Source organism: Chryseobacterium jejuense, assembly GCF_900100075.1.
GTDB classification, from domain to species: domain Bacteria; phylum Bacteroidota; class Bacteroidia; order Flavobacteriales; family Weeksellaceae; genus Chryseobacterium; species Chryseobacterium jejuense.
The window spans coordinates 532,904-548,929 of the sequence record NZ_FNEG01000002.1 but is presented as its reverse complement, the minus strand read 5'-3'; the positions used below and the strand labels follow the sequence as shown (position 1 = coordinate 548,929).

The following is a 16,026-nucleotide window of genomic DNA, read 5'->3' as shown; positions in this document are numbered from 1 at the left end:
AAAAAACTCTCAGAAATCTGAGAGTTTTTTTGTGGGCCCTGAGGGATTCGAACCCCCGACCCTCTGGGTGTAAACCAGATGCTCTGAACCAACTGAGCTAAGAGCCCGAATTTTTTTTAAAGGTTTCGTCTCCTTTTTGTGGGTCCTGAGGGATTCGAACCCCCGACCCTCTGGGTGTAAACCAGATGCTCTGAACCAACTGAGCTAAGAACCCGAATTTTTTTTAAAGGTTTCGTTTCCTTTCTGTGGGTCCTGAGGGATTCGAACCCCCGACCCTCTGGGTGTAAACCAGATGCTCTGAACCAACTGAGCTAAGAACCCTCTAGACTTTTTTGTTGTTTTCTCGTTTAGAGTGGTGCAAATATACAACTTATTCTTTAAACTTTAAATTTTTTTCTAAAAAATCTCCAACAACAAAGTTACTTCCGCCAATAAAAATCATTTCTTCATTTGTACATCGTTCTTTTGCAGATAGATACGCATCCTGTACGGAATTAAAAATTTTATAAAAAATTTTCGCCTCCTGAAGCAGGTTTTCGTAATCTTCGGGATGTCTTCCCCTGTTGATGGATGGTTTGGCAAAATAAAACTCAGAATTTTCAGGAAGTAAATTCATCACTTCATCTATTTTTTTATCATTTACAAACCCCAAAATGACGTGCTTGTGCCTGTATATAGAATTTAATTGTGAAAAAACATACTCCAAACCTGCCTGATTGTGTCCCGTATCACAAATCGTAAGCGGATTTTGTGAGAACTCAAACCAACGTCCAATGAATCCTGTGTTTTGATGAACATTTAGTAATCCGTTTTTCAGATCAATATCTGTAATATTAATATCCTGTTTTCTTAGTTCCTGAACAATGGCTAAAACTACGCGGATGTTCTTTTTCTGGTAATTCCCTTTCAAATCAGAAGAAAGGTCGGAATGAAGTAGAGTAGCATCTATAAAAGGAGCGTCTTCCTTCATTGCTTTTTCTGTGATCATTGCTTTTACAATTTCATTTTCGTCACCTGAGATAATTGGAATGTTCTTTTTAATAATTCCGGCTTTTTCAGCGGCTATTTCTTCAATAGTATCTCCCAATATATTCTGATGGTCAAGTTGAACATTTGTAATAGCAGAAACCAGAGGCTTTATAATATTAGTAGAATCCAGCCTTCCACCTAATCCTACTTCAATGATTGCAAAATCTACCTGCTGTTGATAAAAATATTCAAAAGCCATAATGGTGGTAAACTCAAAGAACGATGGCTTAATATCCTCCGGAATATTTTTAAGCTTCTGAATAAAATCGAAGACAAACTCTTTATGGCAGTTTTTACCGTCCACTTTAATCCGCTCTGTAAAATCAATAAGATGTGGGGAATTATATAGCCCAACTTTGTAACCGGCTTCCTGAAGGATAGATGACAGCATATTGCTTGAAGATCCCTTCCCATTGGTGCCACCAACATGGATGCATTTTATTTTCTCCTGTGGGTTTCCAAAGTAAGCACAAAGTTTGATGATATTGTCAAGCCCGGGTTTATAAGCCTTTTGCCCATCTATCTGATAGTTGGGCATCTGTACGAAAAGCCAGTCAATAGCTTCCTGATATTGTTCGTTTGTCATGATACAAAATTCTCAAAAGTTTTATTAAAATGAAACTATTTTTTTCAATCTGTAACTTTTTTATATTTACTTCGTCTAATAGGGAAAAATCTTAGTATGAAATCGCGGTGATTTATAAGTAGAAATACAGATGAAGATGACGCGAGGCCATATGACCATTAAAAACAAATAAACATCTACAAAATATGAAAAAAGTTTGGATTATCGTTTTTGGACTAAGTTGTCTGGGTTTAAGTGCTCAGAAGCAATGGTCCTTAAAAGAATGTGTAAGCTATGCAGTGGAGCATAATCTTCAGGTTATCCAAAATCAATATACCAAGCAAAACCAAGAATACAACCTTAAAGCGGCTAAAAAAGATTATTTGCCTTCTGTATCGGGAAGTATGATGAATGGAGTGAGTTTTGGACAGGGATCATTAGGAGCAGGAAGTTATAGAAACGATAGATTCAATAACAGTATTGGAGTAAGTGCTGATGTTTTGGTTTACAATAACGGAAGATTAGAGAAGAATGTAAGAAAGCTTCAGTTTGATGTAGAAGCAAGCCAATATGATATTGAGGCCATCAAAAATGATATCTCTGTACAAATTGCACAACAATACTTAACAGCTTTGCTGAACAAAGAAATTGTTAAGATTTCTCAAAGTGCTGTAGAAAATGCTAAAAAGCAGCATGACAGAGCAAAGATAACCACTCAGGTTGGAACTACTGCTCAAACTGTTTTAGCAGAAGCAGAAGCAGCATGGGCGAGAGAAAAGCAAAACCTTAAAACAGCAGAGATAAATGTAGGAAGAGCTTTGTTTGCCATTGCTCAGCTTTTACAGCTTTCAGATTATAAAGATTTTGATGTAGAAAATGTAGATATTCCTGAAGCATTAGAATCACAGCTGGTAACTGCTGACGAGGTTCTTACAAAAGCTTATGATGTACAACCGCAGATAAAAGCAGCCGAAAGCAGAATAAGATCTGCCGAAGCACAAACTGAGGTAAGTAAAACAGCATTTTGGCCTACATTAACAGCTAGTGCTGGTCTTAATACTTTCTATAATAGATCATTTAATGTTCCTCCAGGTATTGTTCAGGGAACTTTTTTTGAACAATATAAAGATCAGTTTGGACAAAATGTAGGGGTGTCACTTAATATCCCTATCTTCAATAAAGGGAAAACAAAACTACAGGTTGAGCAGTCTAAATTGAATGAAAGTGTGAGTAAAATTACCCTTGAACAGCAGAAGCAGACAGTAAGACAAAATATACAAAAAGCTCAGTTTGATGCTGATGCCAATTATGAATCATACCTTGCGGCATTAGAAGCTGAGAAAAGCTCCAAGCTGGCCCTTGATTTTGCTGATAAAAGCTATGCTGCAGGAAAAACAACCATTTACGACGTTAACGTTGCAAGAAATAATTATGCAAATGCACAGGGATCAGTAGCGCAGGCGAAATATAATTATCTTTTCAGCCTTAAATTATTGAATTTCTATGCGGGAATTCCACTAAGTTTGTAAAATGTCTATCCAATCGTTAGAAAAATATTTACCACAAAATACACTTAATTATTTAAGAATTTGGTTTTCAGACTATTATATTCATATAAAAGTTACGCGAAACAGAAATTCTAAACTGGGAGATTACAGAAAACTTCCAGATAATTCTCATGAAATTACGGTAAACTCAACGCTTACCCCACAACTTTTTTTCTTTGTGCTTACTCACGAGCTGGCGCACCTCATTGCCTTTGAAAAATACGGAAGAAGGATTTCTCCCCATGGCAATGAATGGAAAGAAACCTTTAGAAATATGCTGCTTGAAAGCCTTGAAATTTATGATGAAGAGCTGAAACCTGTCATTGTAAAGTTTTCAAAATCGCCCAAAGCTAATTTTATGGCAAGTCCTGACTTGGTTAGATATTTTCATACTGAGAAGCAGGATGATAGTCTCCATTTTATCGAACAACTTCAAAAAGGAGAATTTTTTATATATCGTAACGAAAAGTATTTATTAGAGGGACTGATTAAAAAAAACTATCTTTGTAAGAACCTGGCTACTGGAAGGAAGTATTCTTTCAAACCTTTAGCAAGGGTAGAAAAATGTAGCTAAGAATGTTAAAATCAGATAGATACTGCGTAATAATGGCTGGGGGGATCGGTAGCAGATTCTGGCCCATGAGTACACAGAAATTTCCAAAACAATTTCAGGATATTTTAGGAACAGGGCGTACCATGATTCAGCAAACGTATGATAGAATCAGTAAGGTAATTCCAAAAGAACATATATTCGTTATCACAAATAAAGAGTATATAGCGCTTTCCCATCAGCAACTTCCGGAAATTCCTGAGGAAAATATTGTGGGAGAACCTCTGATGAAAAATACAGCAGCCTGTAACCTTTACATGGCTAATAAAATTGCTGAAATCAACCCAAATGCTACTATGATTGTTCTTCCGGCAGATCACCTGATTTTGAAGGAAGATGTATTTCTGGAAAAAGTAATTCTGGCATTTGATCTTGCTTCTAAACATGACTATCTGGTAACATTGGGAATTACCCCTACAAGACCTGATACTGGTTATGGATACATTCAGTTTGTAGAAAAGAAAAATTCAGAATATTTCAAAGTAAAAACATTTACAGAAAAGCCAATTCTTGAAATTGCTCAAAGCTTTTTGGAGAGTGGAGATTTTCTTTGGAATGCAGGAATCTTTATCTGGAATATGAAAAGCATTCATCATGCTTTTGAGATGTATCTTCCTGAAATGACCCAACATTTTATGGCTTGTGAATATAATTCTGAAAAAGAAAATAACTGTATAGAAACCATTTATCCAAAAGTTCAGAAAATTTCCATTGATAATGGGATTTTAGAGAAGGCTAAAAATGTATATGTTATTCCATCTGATTTAGGTTGGAGTGATTTGGGAACATGGACTTCTATCTATGAAAATACAGAAAAAGATAAGGATGACAATGCCGTGAAACTAAAGCATTTACTTGCGTATAATTCAAAAGGAAATATTATCCGTTTAAAAAATAATAACAAGGCTGTTATTATTGATGGTCTTGAAAATTACATTGTTGTAGATACAGACAAGGCTCTTCTTATTTGCCCTAGAGAAAATGACCAATTAATTAAAGATTATGTCCTGGATCTGAAAAGTTTCAAGAAAGGAGATAAGTTTATGTAGTATTTGGTATCTTTTATGCTTATTTTTAGGCTATGATTAAATGTACACTCCGATTCACGACTTTAGCACTTTTGCTTTTTACCATCCTGGGATATGCTCAGGAGAAGAAAAAGTTTTCCAGCATTCCTAATGTATTGCAAAGAATTGAACCTGATGCTAAGGTGGATTCCTGGGTTTTGGTATACAACAGCTATGGAAAAGGAGAGGAAATCAAAACTTCTGGCGGAAAGATGAGCTATACACCTCAGTTTTCCGGGTTTAATCTTTTCCCCAACGAAGATAGTTTTTACTATATAGCTTATTCTTCAGGTGGAAAATTGAATTACATTCTTGATACGGAGGCTTTAAAAACTTTTGTAGGAAAAGTAGATAATGCACAGGAAGCAGCAATAATACTCTCTGCTGATGGTTATATGGTGGATGAAGAATTCAAGGACCTGGCAGGCAATTATCATGAAGATCAAAAGAATTATTATCTGGATCTTGGAAAATTAACATCAAAAGAATGCCCTTATCAGAAAACACATTTCACAGTAACGGTTAATAAAACTACCGGGCTTGTAACAAATGTAAAAGATAATGGAACCTATATTGAGCTTTACAATAAAAAATGTGCTAATAACCCAAGACTTTTAAAAGTCGAGAAAAAAGAAGAACCAAAACAAGATGAGCTTAAAAAAACACCAAAGCGCCGATAATACATATGAAACTGAGCGTTTAATACTTCGTCCAATGTCTGCTGAAGACAGAGATTTTATTTTTGAACTTTACAACAGACCTAAATTTATTCAACATATCGGAAACCGAAATGTGAATACAATTGAAGATGCAGAAAACTATATTCTGAATAGATTTGCTCCACAGATTGAAAGGCTGGGATATGGAAACTACCTTTTAGTAACCAAAGAGAGTAATGAAAAAATAGGCGCCGTTGGAATCTTTGAAAGAGAAGGTCTTGATGTTGTAGATATCGGATATTCTTTGTTGGAAGAGTTTGAAGGAAAAGGATATGCTTTTGAAGCCGCTCAAAAGGTGAAATCCATCGGGATGGAAGATTTTGGATTGTCGAAAATATCTGCCATTATTTCAAAAGATAATCTTTCTTCACAAAAACTAATCGAAAAACTGGGCCTGAAATTTAAGAAGTTTGTTACGCTTCCTGGCGAAACAGAAGAATTAAATTATTACGAAACAGAATAAAATCAAACATTATAAAAAAGAAAAATCCACAAAGACTCTTTGTGGATTTTTCTTTTTTATCAGTATTTACAACTATCCTTCTAGAATTTGATCAGCTGCTGTTTTGGAAGTTACTTTTTCAATAACTCTTGTGCACACTCCGTTTTCATCAAAAATAAACGTGGTTCTTACAATTCCCATATAAGTCTTACCAAACGTCTTTTTTTCCTGCCAAACTCCAAATTTTTCGATAATATCACGGGTTTCATCCGCAATAAGATCATAAGGAAAAGCAAATTTGCTATGGAAGTTTTTTTGTTTTTTTACAGAATCTCCACTTACTCCCAACAGTTGATATCCTGCTTTTTCAAGCTTGGAATAATTATCACTCAGATTGCAGGCTTCCACGGTGCATGTTGGAGTGCTTGCCTGAGGATAAAAGAAAACAACTAGCTTTTTTCCGATTAATGTTGATGAAGATATTGCTTCTCCATCCTGATTTGTTCCTTCAAATTGAGGTAATTTATCTCCAACTTTCAGCATAATGATTTATTTTTGTTCAAATTTAAGGGTAAAATGACAAAAAAGCAAAGAGCTGAGCTCGTTCAGATTGAACTGGATAAATTGTATCCTACAACGCCTATTCCTTTGGATCATACAGATTCTTATACTTTAATGGTTGCTGTTGCCCTTTCTGCGCAGACAACAGATAAGAAGGTAAATGAAGTTACCCCAAACCTTTTCGAGGTAGCCGGAACTCCACAGAGAATGGCAAGGCTGGAAGAGTTTCAGATCAAAGAATTAATTAAAGAAATAGGATTATCCAATACCAAAGCCAAGAACTTAAAGAGAATGGCTGAACTTTTACTGGAAAGACATGATGGTATTGTTCCGCAGACTTACGAAGAATTAGAGGCACTTCCTGGCGTAGGACACAAAACAGCATCAGTAGTAATGAGCCAGGGGTTTGGGTTTCCTGCATTTCCAGTGGATACGCACATTCACCGTCTGATGACACAGTGGAAACTTACTTCCGGTAAAAATGTAGTGGAAACAGAGAAAGATGCAAAGAAATTATTTCCGGAAGAGGTATGGAATAAACTTCACCTTCAGATCATTTTCTATGGAAGAGAGTATTCTCCTGCAAGGGGAAAAGGGGAGAAGGACTTTATTACTAAAATGATGTTTGAGAAGTAATGTATTCAATTGATACAAAATAAAAAGTCCTTTCTCTAGAGAAGGGACTTTTTGTTGTAATGTATTTACCCATTGAAGGTTATCAAGTTAGATATCCAATAATCTTCTGTGGTAATTAATCTGTCCCAGATGATAATCCAGATGCGTAATAAGATGAATCAGAAAATAGCCTGTTGTCATGGGTTCCCCAAAAACGATCAATGGATATTCCTTGTCCATTTCACTTTCCGGAAGTTGGCTTAAAACCGAATCTATCATAATTGTCATGGATTCAATTTTTTCAATAAGCTCAGCTCTTGGAATATCTTTTAACGAAAATTCAAGCTCACGATGTCTTACATAGCCTGTATCTCCGAGGTGTGCTCCAATAAAATGATTAAGATTTCCAATAAGATGTAAACAAAGGTTTCCTGCGGAATTGGAAATGTTTTGATCAGTCTTCCAGAGGTTTTCTTCGTTTTGATAAGCTTCGATCTCTGCTTTTAATTTGCTTAGGTCTCTGTGATAAAGAGAGCGTAGAGGTACTGTGATCATTGTGATTGGTTTTGAAATTAAAAAATGGGACAGTTAAGAAATGTCCCATTTGTATTGTGTACTATTTTTGTTTTTTCGCCCAAAGCTCCATCTTTCTGTTTAAAACATCCAATGGAAGACATCCCTGGCTTAATACTTCACCGTGGAAGCTTGCCAGGTTAAACTTATTGCCAAGCTCTTTCTGGTATTTTTCTCTGAGCTCACGGATTCTTAAAGACCCGATTTTATATCCTAAAGCCTGTCCTGGCATCGCCATATATCTTTCTACTTCAGCTACAGCAGATCCCTCATCATAAGAAATATTGCTCAGGAAATATTTAATAGCTTCCTCTCTGCTCATTTTTCCGGTGTGTAAGCCTGTATCTATCACCAACCTTACAGCTCTAAGCATCTGGTCGCTTAAATATCCCATTTTCTGATAAGGATCTGTATACAGCCCAAATTCAGGGCCTAGAGTTTCACAATAATGTGCCCATCCTTCACCATAAGCACCAAACCATCCAAATCTCATGAATTTAGGAAGTTTTGTATTTTCCTGCTGAAGGGAAAACTGGTAATGATGCCCCGGAATGGCTTCGTGTAAAAATAAAGACTCCATTCCTGAAGTAACATTGAATTTGGTGGGATCAGGAAGTGGAACGTAGAAAATTCCTGCTCTTTTTCCATCTGGAGTTCCTGGAATATATTCAGCACTGGCACTGGCTTCTCTGAATTTCTCTGTCTGTCTGATTTCAAACTTTGTTTTTGGTGTTACATTGAACATCGTCTTCAGCTTCGGAGTAATCTTCGTCAGAATACTGTTAAATCCAGCTAAAACCTCTTTAGAAGTCTTATAAGGCATTGCTTTAGGATCTGTTTTCACATGAATAATAAATTCCTCCAATGTTCCTTTAAAACCAACCTGCTGCTTCACCTTTTCCATTTCTGCACGAAGCATAGCGACCTGCTGGAGTCCGATTTTATTAATTTCTTCAGGCGATTTTTTTGTTGTCGTCCAGCTTTTTACATAATAACCGTAGATTTCATTCCCATTTGGAAGACTGTTATATCCATCCGTATCTCTACCTTTTGGTAAATATTCTTTTTCAAGGAATACTCCCATTTTAGTATAGGCAGGAATGATTTTTTTAATGATAGCATCCTTATAAAGTGCTGAAAATTTATCTTTTTGTGCCTGAGTAAAGTTCTTTGGGAAGTTTTTAATGGGGCCATAGAAAATATTCTTTTCCATATCCTGAGTGGTGATTTCCTCTGCTTTCATTTGAGGAATCATTTTAACAATCAGTTTTTTTGGAAGAACTACTTTATTGGTGATTCCATCACGGAAGTTATCAGCTGCTGCATCCATCCACTCCGGGAATTTTTCCATTCTTTTCAGCCAGTCGCTGTAGTCTTTTTCAGTTTTGAAAGGCTGGCTTCCCTGTCCGCTTCCATACAATGGAAAATTTAAAGGCAGACCTCCGAACTGAGTAAAAGGAATATATTCAGGGTGATAAGCATACGCTTCAATTTTATCTTTTAAAGTATAATCCAACACATCATATACTACCTTATCTTCATCAGAAAGAATTTTATAGTCTACATTTTCCAGTTGTTTCTGTACAGAATTGTAAAAGGCAACCTCTCCTGAGATGAAATCTTTATCAATATTGATGGGAAGTTGGTCATTGTATCTTAGATCTCCCTGAGCTGTGGCGTCTAAAGGATATAGTTTAAGATACTGTTCATAATAATTGGATGCAATAGAATCCAGGTTGGTCGGAGTTACCTTTGTAAGGGGAGAATCGGTCTTTTTGCACGAGGCAAGACCAATCGCTAAGCCTATTCCCAGAATACTTTTCGATAAAATACTTTTCATTTTCAGAATCTTTATAAAACAAAAGTAAGTATTATTGGTAGATTCAGACCCATTGTATGAATTGATTTTAAAAAAATAATATTCAAAATCCTTTTCACATTAAATCAATTTTTTATCTTTGTCTAAAACGTTTAACAATCATATTATTACAGTTCTTTTTTAAGAAAAAATGAAAGGGATTTTAAAAATTTACCATCCGGACGAAACGCTAAAATACAATATTAGAAACACTTATTGTAAAGCAGTTTACAGCAACCAGCAACATTTTTTAGAGGTTGAAATTATTACGGATGACAGTTTGGATCACGTAGATGATGATTCATTACAGTATAACTTTCCGCAGCTTTCACTTGAAGTTTTCGATTTTCCTATCGACTCAGCGGAAATAGAAGGAAAAATATTCAAAATCAATGATTCTGATGAGGATACCTATACGGAGGTAGATCTTTTCGATGATGATGAAGCCTATGTCTATGACAATGAGCTTCTTTTCGAGAAGAATGAAGAGGGTGAGCTTCAGATGATATGGAAGGGAACCATTGATGATTTCTATACCGGATCTGATGCTCCGATTCCTTTTAGGTTAAAATGTGAGTTCAAACAGGATGATATTGAAGTAGACGAAGACTAAGCGCTGCTTTTCATTCTTTTTAATACCAGATTTCTTTTCAAAATTGCTTTTGGAAAGAAATTTGCTGTTTATAAATCATAACAAACTTTAAGTTGTTTTTAAGCAATTTTTAAGAGAGCAATTCATAATATTCCACTACATTTGTCGTTGAAACTTTAATAAAATTCACATTTAATGCTGTTAACGGAACTTTCTCAGATTTTATTTGCACAAATCACTACCCCTGCAGTTGCCGCAGACAATTTAGAATTTTCATTCTGGAAAATCATGTTTCACGGAGGAGCCTTCGCTAAAATAGTGATGGCTGTTGTCTTGCTGTTGGGAATATTTTCTTTGTACCTGTTTTTTGAAAGATTTTTCTTTATTAAAAGAGTAACTTCTAAAACAGATTCCAACTTCATGAACAATATTGAAGACTTTATTAAGGAAGGGAAAATAGAAGCTGCCGCAGATTATTGCAAAACACAGAATTCTCCCGAAGGAAGAATTCTTGAAAAAGGAATTTCAAGACTGGGACGTCCTGTTTCAGACATTGTAAGTGCTATGGAGGCTCAGGCGCAGGTAGAAGTTGCCAATATGGAGAAAAACCTGAACCTTTTGGCTGTGGTACCAAGTATTGCACCAATGTTAGGACTTTTGGGAACGGTAATCGGGATGATTATTGCCTTCTTTAATCTATCGCATGCAACAGGATCTTTCTCTCCGAAAACACTTTCGGAAGGTATTTATACTGCGCTGGGACAAACAGCAGTAGGTCTTGCAGTAGCTATTCCAGCAAACTTCTGTTATAATATTCTTTTAACAAGGATTGATAAGTTTGTACTGAAAGCTCAGAATATGTCAGGAGAATTTTTAGATCTAATCAACAAACCTTTATAAATCTTTCTTAAGATGAAAATTCAGAGAAGAAATAAAGCAAATCCGGAATTCAGTTTAGCAGCGATGACAGATGTTATCCTGTTGATGCTGATATTCTTTATGATTACCTCGTCTGCAGCCAATCAAAGTGCTATAGAGGTGAATCTGCCGAAAGCCGGAGCCGTTGAAGATAATATTCCCAATCCTGTTATTGTAAGTATTAAACCGGATGGCTCTTATTTTGTGGATGATAATCCAGTAAATAAAGGAGAACTGGAGAAAATTATTGCCGATAAATTGAACGGACAGATTAACAAATCTTTCACGATCAGAGCAGATGAAAATACCATGCATAAAGACGTTGTTTTTGTAATGGAAATTGCTGAAAAACATAAATTTAACATTGCTATTGCAACTGTTAAGGATAAATAAATGCTAAGAATCATTTTTTAAGATGAGAAGCTATACTGCAAACAAAAACGAGGAAAACCGAGACCGGGTAAAGAGTGCATTACTCTCTATCCTTATCTGGGCTGCCATTTTGCTTTTTGTTTTTTATTATAAATTAAAACCTGAACTGGATAAAGAGCCTGAAGTGATAACCACGATGTTGGTGAACTTCGGAGACAACAGAAATGGGAACGGTGCTGACGAGCCTGCGGAACAGCCTGGAAGCTTAGCAGCTGAAACAGAAGTGGTAACACCTGAGCCCGTAGAAGTTCCTGTTCCAGAAACAAAAACCGAAGTAAAGCCTGAACCGGTAGTGAAGCCTGAGCCCAAGAAAGTAGAAGCGAAGGAAAAAGTGATTACAGGAAATAATTCAAAAAATACAGTTCCTAAAAAAGAGGAATCTAAAAAAGCAGAAAAAAAGGAGGCTACGAGCACAAGTAATGCGAAGAATACTAAAAAATCAGGAGCTGCTAAAGCCAACTCAAAAACCGGAAACGGAGATGGACAAGGAAATGCTGCTATTGGTAAGTTTCTTGGCGGAAAAGGACAAAAGCCAGGTGGACAGGGAGATGGAAATGGTCCTGGAAATGCAGGAGATCCACTAGGCGGAGAAGGAAATGGAGACAGTAAAGTGGGAATTGATAGAAAGCTTGTAGGATATATCCCCGGAACAATGGGGAGAGGTGGAGCACAGCCTTCTCATAGCTGTACGGCGAGTGGTTCCATTACAGTTGCCTATACTGTAGATAAAGCAGGAAATGTGGTATCTGCAAGAAGGGCAGGAGGAATTTCAGATCCTTGTGTATCATCTACATCCGTTAGCTGGGTGAAGAAATATGTAAAGGCCGAGAAAGCCAATGTATCTTCCAGCGGAACTTATAAAATTACATTCTAAAAATATAAAAGCACTTTATTCAAGTGCTTTTTTTAATTCATTTATTCTGTTGATTATTGGAAGGGCAAATATTCCGCTTTTTTGTAGATACAGCTCATAGAATGTTTTTGCTTTATCCTGAAAGTCTTTATTTTGTGCTTCTCTGCTTTTAAAGTAGAAAAGGTTCCCAAGCATCTCATAATAGTCTTTATGGTCTCTTTCCTGTCTTTCATTAACTAAGGCAATCATTTCTTCCTTAGTCATTGAGGAAACCTCTGTGAAGTTCATTTTGAAAATATCCCTCATCAAAGTATCAAAATCCAGCTCTTTTTGTAGTAAACTTTCTTCCGGCTTATCCAGAATTAATTTTTCCAATGCCTGTGTTAACTGGCGGATGAGTCTTAGGGTGAATTCTTTATCTGTAATCATAATGGGTTTAAAGTTTTGAGTTTAATGTTTAAAGTTGTTGATAAACGGGTAAACAGTCTTCATTAAGCAAAGAATAGATAAGCCAACGCAATAGAAGTAATAATACCTACCAAATCAGCTAAAAGCATAGCAATTACCGTATATCTAGTATTCTTAATGGCTACGGCGCCAAAGTAGACTGCAATCACGTAAAATGTCGTATCTGAGCTTCCCTGAAGTACGGCTGCTAATTTCCCCTGGAAACTGTCTGCTCCGAAGGTGGCCATTGTATCAACCATCATTCCTCTTGCTCCGGAACCGGATAAAGGCTTGATTAATGCGGTGGGAAGTCCATCCACAAATCTTGGATCCAGGTGAGCTACATTAGCTACCCATTTCATCCCGTCAATAATAACATCAAAAACTCCTGAAGTTCTTAGAAGGGAGATAGCGATCAACATTCCAACCAGGTAAGGGATAATCTTTACACAGGTAGTGAATCCTTCTTTGGCACCTTCAATAAAGGCATCAAAAACGTTGATTTTTTTATAAACAGCTCCAAGAACGATAGCAAGGAAAATAAAGAGAATAAGCCCATTACTTAATACCTTGCTGAAATCATCAAGCTCGTCTTTGCTCAATTGTACAAGATAGACTACCAATAACCCTATAATTGCTGAAATTCCACCCACGTAAGCGATAACTACCGGACGAAGAAGATTGATCTTTTGATATAAGGAAACAATAATCATAGCTGCCAGGGTTGCTGCAAAGGTTGCAATCATACAAGGCAGGAAAATATCAGTAGGCGTTTTGGATCCCATTGAAGCCCTGATGGCGATAATTGATACAGGAATAAGCGTCATTCCTCCTGCATGAAGACACAGGAACATAATCTGTGAGTTGCTGGCAGTATCTTTATTAGGATTTAAGGTCTGAAGACTTTCCATTGCCTTTAATCCAAACGGAGTGGCTGCATTATCTAATCCTAGAAGATTGGCACTGAAATTCATCAGCATGTGGCCAAATGCCGGGTGGTTTTTAGGAATATCAGGAAATAATTTAGAAAAGAAAGGTTGAATAAATCTACTCAAAAGGTTGATTCCGCCTGCTTTTTCAGCAATACTCATGAATCCCATAAATAGGGTCATAATGCCAATCAGTCCAATGCATATTTTTACGGCAGTTTCTGAAGTTCCAATAACCCCATCAGCTTCCTGAACACGATAAACTGCTACATTTTGTTTTAGAGAATCTGTTTTATAGTGAATTCTGCTGTCTGCAAAATCATTTTTCTTCATCAGGCTGTCCTTCACAACAGGAGTAAGGGTGCTCATAGGTTGAGTTGCGATCTTCACCGTATCACCGCCTTTTCCAACCACCATATCATTGAAAATGGTTTTGTAATGACTTGACGAAATGTATTTTATACTGGCAATGGCAATGGCAATGATAATGAATGCCGACCAAATTCTGCTGAGAACCATTCGATTGATTTAATTGTTTAAACTTATCAAAAATACTTTAAACCACAAAAGCTACAAAAGAATTAAGCAATTAAGTTTTTGAGAAGTGAAAAGAATTACGTTGATAACATTCTCAAGCTTTTGAAAATCATTTGTTTTAACGCAATGTTCGCAAAGATTTTTATTGGTGGATGTAGATTTTACGTTCGCAGCGGCGTTAGCACTTAGCAGAGAACACAAATTAGAATACCTTGCTGAATGAAATGCCCTTGCGCTCAAAAAATATGCATAAAGTTTTTATAATCTCTCTGCGTATTTCTAGCGTTTAAAATAAAATTATACTTAGTCTTCCAGATAAACAAGATGCCCCTCAAAGTCGTCATCTAAGCTCTTTAAAACTTTGGCATCATCCATTTTTTTGACTAATCCATCAACAAAAAAGCTTTTTTCAAAGAATTGGCGGTGGATTCCTGGCAAAAGTTCCATGAAATAATCCATTCCTAACTTGTTGTTATGAAGGTCCATTTTGGTTTCCAAAGGTTGGTTGGGAAACAATTCTTCGTGGAGATCTGTCATTCTTTTACAGAAATCCAGAGCTTTTTCAGGTGAAGAAATTTTACTGCAATACATCATGATGAAACAACACCAAAGCGCATGTCTGAATGCATTTCCTATACCATTGTTAGAAGCTGTTTCAGGAAATTTCGCCTGTGCGATAGTGAATGCTTTAACCGTAGCATGAAAGCTGAGTATTGCAAAAAGAGGATGGGGGAGAACAAGAGATAAGAGACGCATAATCTTCTTAAAACTCATACTCCTGATGGTATTGAAAAATATTTTAAAAGTCCTCATAAATAAAAATCTCTCCCCAATTAGAGAGAGATTGTATTGTTTTTGTTACAGAAACTATGCTTTTGCAGCTAATAAATTAACAGTTTTAGCAACAGTGTCCTGAATTTCAGTTCTTTTTACAATGAAGTCAACAAATCCTTTTTCCTGTAGGAATTCAGAAGTCTGGAAACCTTCCGGTAAATCTCTACCGATCGTTTCACGAATTACTCTTGGTCCTGCGAAACCGATAAGAGCCTTCGGTTCAGCCATAATGATATCAGCAGTCATTGCAAAAGATGCTGTGATCCCACCAAAAGTTGGATCACACAGATAAGCGATATATAAAAGACCTGCTTCTGAAAGCTGAGCCAATTTCGCCTGTACTTTAGCTAACTGCATCAAAGAATAGGTAGCTTCCTGCATTCTTGCTCCTCCGGACTGACAGATAATCATATACGGAAGTTTGTGCTCGATACAGTAGTCTACAGCTCTTCTGATCTTTTCACCCATTACAGAACCTAAAGATCCACCAATAAAAGCAAAATCCATACAAGAAACTACCATTTCAGTTCCTTTTACAGTTCCTACAGCATTTCTGATAGAGTCTGTAAGTTTTGTTTTCGCTTTTACTTCTTTTAAACGGTCTTTATAGGCCTTTGTATCCTTAAAGTTTAAGATATCAATACTTTCAACATTGGCATCCAGTTCGGTAAATTTACCACCGTCAAAAAGGATGTCAAAAAATTCCGCACTTCCTATTCTTACATGAAACCCGTCTTCAGGAGAAACATAGTTATTTCTCTTTAATTCATCATGTTCCACAACTTTTCCAGATGGAGTCTGATGCCATAGACCTTTGGGAACGTCCTTTTTCTCATCAGTAGAGGTGGTAATGTTTTTTGCTTTTCTTTTAAACCAGTCGAATGCCATTTTTAATTGT

18 protein-coding genes and 3 tRNA genes are annotated in these 16,026 nt (G+C 36.4%); 10 read left to right on the top strand and 11 right to left on the bottom strand.

The window, feature by feature from the left end:
* Nucleotides 1–32: 32 nt before the first annotated feature.
* The 4 genes from BLS98_RS08080 to BLS98_RS08065 all read right to left on the bottom strand — a co-directional run bounded on the left by BLS98_RS08080 (nucleotide 33) and on the right by BLS98_RS08065 (nucleotide 1,615).
* Nucleotides 33–107 (bottom strand) — tRNA-Val (locus tag BLS98_RS08080).
* 32 nt (nucleotides 108–139) lie between these two features.
* Nucleotides 140–214, bottom strand: a tRNA-Val gene (locus BLS98_RS08075).
* Between the two features lie 32 nt (nucleotides 215–246).
* Nucleotides 247–321, bottom strand: a tRNA-Val gene (locus BLS98_RS08070).
* 49 nt (nucleotides 322–370) lie between these two features.
* Nucleotides 371–1,615, bottom strand: coding sequence for a bifunctional folylpolyglutamate synthase/dihydrofolate synthase (locus BLS98_RS08065; RefSeq protein ID WP_089735326.1), 1,245 nt, complete (start codon nucleotides 1,613–1,615; stop codon nucleotides 371–373).
* Between the two features lie 185 nt (nucleotides 1,616–1,800).
* Between BLS98_RS08065 and BLS98_RS08060 the strand changes: the two genes are divergently transcribed.
* From BLS98_RS08060 to BLS98_RS08040, 5 genes are read left to right on the top strand one after another with little or no spacing between them, the layout of a single operon-like run.
* A complete protein-coding gene (locus BLS98_RS08060; protein WP_089735324.1) occupies nucleotides 1,801–3,123 on the top strand; it encodes a TolC family protein in 1,323 nt (440 codons plus the stop codon).
* Nucleotide 3,124: 1 nt separating this feature from the next.
* Nucleotides 3,125–3,715 carry a SprT-like domain-containing protein gene (locus BLS98_RS08055; protein WP_089735322.1) on the top strand — a complete coding sequence of 197 codons (591 nt, stop codon included), beginning with the start codon at nucleotides 3,125–3,127 and terminating at the stop codon, nucleotides 3,713–3,715.
* Nucleotides 3,716–3,747: 32 nt separating this feature from the next.
* Nucleotides 3,748–4,800: a mannose-1-phosphate guanylyltransferase gene (locus BLS98_RS08050; RefSeq protein WP_089735727.1), complete on the top strand. Its 1,053-nt coding sequence runs from the start codon at nucleotides 3,748–3,750 to the stop codon at nucleotides 4,798–4,800.
* Between the two features lie 32 nt (nucleotides 4,801–4,832).
* Nucleotides 4,833–5,498 carry a hypothetical protein gene (locus BLS98_RS08045; RefSeq protein WP_089735319.1) on the top strand — a complete coding sequence of 222 codons (666 nt, stop codon included), beginning with the start codon at nucleotides 4,833–4,835 and terminating at the stop codon, nucleotides 5,496–5,498.
* On the top strand, nucleotides 5,467–6,000 hold the full coding sequence (locus BLS98_RS08040; RefSeq protein ID WP_089735317.1) for a GNAT family N-acetyltransferase: 534 nt from the start codon (nucleotides 5,467–5,469) through the stop codon (nucleotides 5,998–6,000). The genes BLS98_RS08045 and BLS98_RS08040 overlap by 32 nt, the downstream gene beginning before the upstream one ends.
* Before the next feature lie 72 nt (nucleotides 6,001–6,072).
* On the opposite strand, the gene bcp is transcribed toward BLS98_RS08040, so the two are convergent.
* Complete coding sequence (bcp, locus tag BLS98_RS08035) at nucleotides 6,073–6,522, bottom strand: thioredoxin-dependent thiol peroxidase (protein WP_089735315.1); 450 nt, start codon at nucleotides 6,520–6,522, stop codon at nucleotides 6,073–6,075.
* 33 nt (nucleotides 6,523–6,555) lie between these two features.
* On the opposite strand from bcp, the gene BLS98_RS08030 reads away from it, so the two are divergent.
* Complete coding sequence (locus BLS98_RS08030; protein WP_089735313.1) at nucleotides 6,556–7,176, top strand: endonuclease III domain-containing protein; 621 nt, start codon at nucleotides 6,556–6,558, stop codon at nucleotides 7,174–7,176.
* Between the two features lie 87 nt (nucleotides 7,177–7,263).
* Here the strand turns inward: BLS98_RS08030 and BLS98_RS08025 are convergent, their stop codons facing one another.
* Both BLS98_RS08025 and BLS98_RS08020 read right to left on the bottom strand, forming a co-directional pair.
* Nucleotides 7,264–7,710 carry a DinB family protein gene (locus BLS98_RS08025; protein ID WP_089735311.1) on the bottom strand — a complete coding sequence of 149 codons (447 nt, stop codon included), beginning with the start codon at nucleotides 7,708–7,710 and terminating at the stop codon, nucleotides 7,264–7,266.
* 61 nt (nucleotides 7,711–7,771) lie between these two features.
* Nucleotides 7,772–9,568 carry a DUF885 domain-containing protein gene (locus BLS98_RS08020; protein WP_089735309.1) on the bottom strand — a complete coding sequence of 599 codons (1,797 nt, stop codon included), beginning with the start codon at nucleotides 9,566–9,568 and terminating at the stop codon, nucleotides 7,772–7,774.
* Between the two features lie 169 nt (nucleotides 9,569–9,737).
* Here BLS98_RS08020 and BLS98_RS08015 point away from each other — a divergent pair, with 169 nt between their 5' ends.
* The 4 genes from BLS98_RS08015 to BLS98_RS08000 all read left to right on the top strand — a co-directional run bounded on the left by BLS98_RS08015 (nucleotide 9,738) and on the right by BLS98_RS08000 (nucleotide 12,402).
* Nucleotides 9,738–10,199: a hypothetical protein gene (locus BLS98_RS08015; protein ID WP_089735307.1), complete on the top strand. Its 462-nt coding sequence runs from the start codon at nucleotides 9,738–9,740 to the stop codon at nucleotides 10,197–10,199.
* Between the two features lie 174 nt (nucleotides 10,200–10,373).
* Nucleotides 10,374–11,078 (top strand): MotA/TolQ/ExbB proton channel family protein, encoded by a 705-nt coding sequence (locus tag BLS98_RS08010; protein ID WP_089735305.1) that lies wholly within the window; start codon nucleotides 10,374–10,376, stop codon nucleotides 11,076–11,078.
* A gap of 12 nt (nucleotides 11,079–11,090) precedes the next feature.
* Nucleotides 11,091–11,489, top strand: coding sequence for an ExbD/TolR family protein (locus BLS98_RS08005; protein ID WP_089735302.1), 399 nt, complete (start codon nucleotides 11,091–11,093; stop codon nucleotides 11,487–11,489).
* A 22-nt stretch (nucleotides 11,490–11,511) separates the two neighbouring features.
* Nucleotides 11,512–12,402 (top strand): ferric siderophore ABC transporter substrate-binding protein, encoded by an 891-nt coding sequence (locus tag BLS98_RS08000; RefSeq protein WP_089735300.1) that lies wholly within the window; start codon nucleotides 11,512–11,514, stop codon nucleotides 12,400–12,402.
* A gap of 15 nt (nucleotides 12,403–12,417) precedes the next feature.
* Here BLS98_RS08000 and BLS98_RS07995 read toward each other — a convergent pair whose 3' ends face one another.
* The 4 genes from BLS98_RS07995 to accD form a co-directional block, all read right to left on the bottom strand.
* Nucleotides 12,418–12,810 (bottom strand): hypothetical protein, encoded by a 393-nt coding sequence (locus BLS98_RS07995; protein ID WP_089735298.1) that lies wholly within the window; start codon nucleotides 12,808–12,810, stop codon nucleotides 12,418–12,420.
* A gap of 62 nt (nucleotides 12,811–12,872) precedes the next feature.
* Nucleotides 12,873–14,276, bottom strand: coding sequence for a nucleoside recognition domain-containing protein (locus BLS98_RS07990; protein WP_089735296.1), 1,404 nt, complete (start codon nucleotides 14,274–14,276; stop codon nucleotides 12,873–12,875).
* 321 nt (nucleotides 14,277–14,597) lie between these two features.
* Nucleotides 14,598–15,107 (bottom strand): DUF6973 domain-containing protein, encoded by a 510-nt coding sequence (locus tag BLS98_RS07985; protein WP_089735294.1) that lies wholly within the window; start codon nucleotides 15,105–15,107, stop codon nucleotides 14,598–14,600.
* A 54-nt stretch (nucleotides 15,108–15,161) separates the two neighbouring features.
* Nucleotides 15,162–16,016, bottom strand: coding sequence for an acetyl-CoA carboxylase, carboxyltransferase subunit beta (accD, locus tag BLS98_RS07980; RefSeq protein WP_089735292.1), 855 nt, complete (start codon nucleotides 16,014–16,016; stop codon nucleotides 15,162–15,164).
* Nucleotides 16,017–16,026 lie beyond the last annotated feature (10 nt).

Excerpts from the sequence above, each read along its gene's own strand:
- BLS98_RS08045 (WP_089735319.1), top strand. The coding sequence starts at position 4,833 with ATGATTAAATGTACACTCCGATTCACGACTTTAGCACTTTTGCTTTTT.
- BLS98_RS08000 (WP_089735300.1), top strand. The coding sequence starts at position 11,512 with ATGAGAAGCTATACTGCAAACAAAAACGAGGAAAACCGAGACCGGGTA.
- BLS98_RS08025 (WP_089735311.1), bottom strand. The coding sequence starts at position 7,710 with ATGATCACAGTACCTCTACGCTCTCTTTATCACAGAGACCTAAGCAAA.
- BLS98_RS08015 (WP_089735307.1), top strand. The coding sequence starts at position 9,738 with ATGAAAGGGATTTTAAAAATTTACCATCCGGACGAAACGCTAAAATAC.
- bcp (WP_089735315.1), bottom strand. The coding sequence starts at position 6,522 with ATGCTGAAAGTTGGAGATAAATTACCTCAATTTGAAGGAACAAATCAG.
- BLS98_RS08010 (WP_089735305.1), top strand. The coding sequence starts at position 10,374 with ATGCTGTTAACGGAACTTTCTCAGATTTTATTTGCACAAATCACTACC.
- BLS98_RS08060 (WP_089735324.1), top strand. The coding sequence starts at position 1,801 with ATGAAAAAAGTTTGGATTATCGTTTTTGGACTAAGTTGTCTGGGTTTA.
- BLS98_RS08050 (WP_089735727.1), top strand. The coding sequence starts at position 3,748 with ATGGCTGGGGGGATCGGTAGCAGATTCTGGCCCATGAGTACACAGAAA.
- BLS98_RS08065 (WP_089735326.1), bottom strand. The coding sequence starts at position 1,615 with ATGACAAACGAACAATATCAGGAAGCTATTGACTGGCTTTTCGTACAG.
- BLS98_RS07990 (WP_089735296.1), bottom strand. The coding sequence starts at position 14,276 with ATGGTTCTCAGCAGAATTTGGTCGGCATTCATTATCATTGCCATTGCC.
- BLS98_RS07985 (WP_089735294.1), bottom strand. The coding sequence starts at position 15,107 with ATGAGGACTTTTAAAATATTTTTCAATACCATCAGGAGTATGAGTTTT.
- accD (WP_089735292.1), bottom strand. The coding sequence starts at position 16,016 with ATGGCATTCGACTGGTTTAAAAGAAAAGCAAAAAACATTACCACCTCT.
- BLS98_RS08040 (WP_089735317.1), top strand. The coding sequence starts at position 5,467 with ATGAGCTTAAAAAAACACCAAAGCGCCGATAATACATATGAAACTGAG.
- BLS98_RS08005 (WP_089735302.1), top strand. The coding sequence starts at position 11,091 with ATGAAAATTCAGAGAAGAAATAAAGCAAATCCGGAATTCAGTTTAGCA.
- BLS98_RS08030 (WP_089735313.1), top strand. The coding sequence starts at position 6,556 with ATGACAAAAAAGCAAAGAGCTGAGCTCGTTCAGATTGAACTGGATAAA.
- BLS98_RS08055 (WP_089735322.1), top strand. The coding sequence starts at position 3,125 with ATGTCTATCCAATCGTTAGAAAAATATTTACCACAAAATACACTTAAT.
- BLS98_RS08020 (WP_089735309.1), bottom strand. The coding sequence starts at position 9,568 with ATGAAAAGTATTTTATCGAAAAGTATTCTGGGAATAGGCTTAGCGATT.
- BLS98_RS07995 (WP_089735298.1), bottom strand. The coding sequence starts at position 12,810 with ATGATTACAGATAAAGAATTCACCCTAAGACTCATCCGCCAGTTAACA.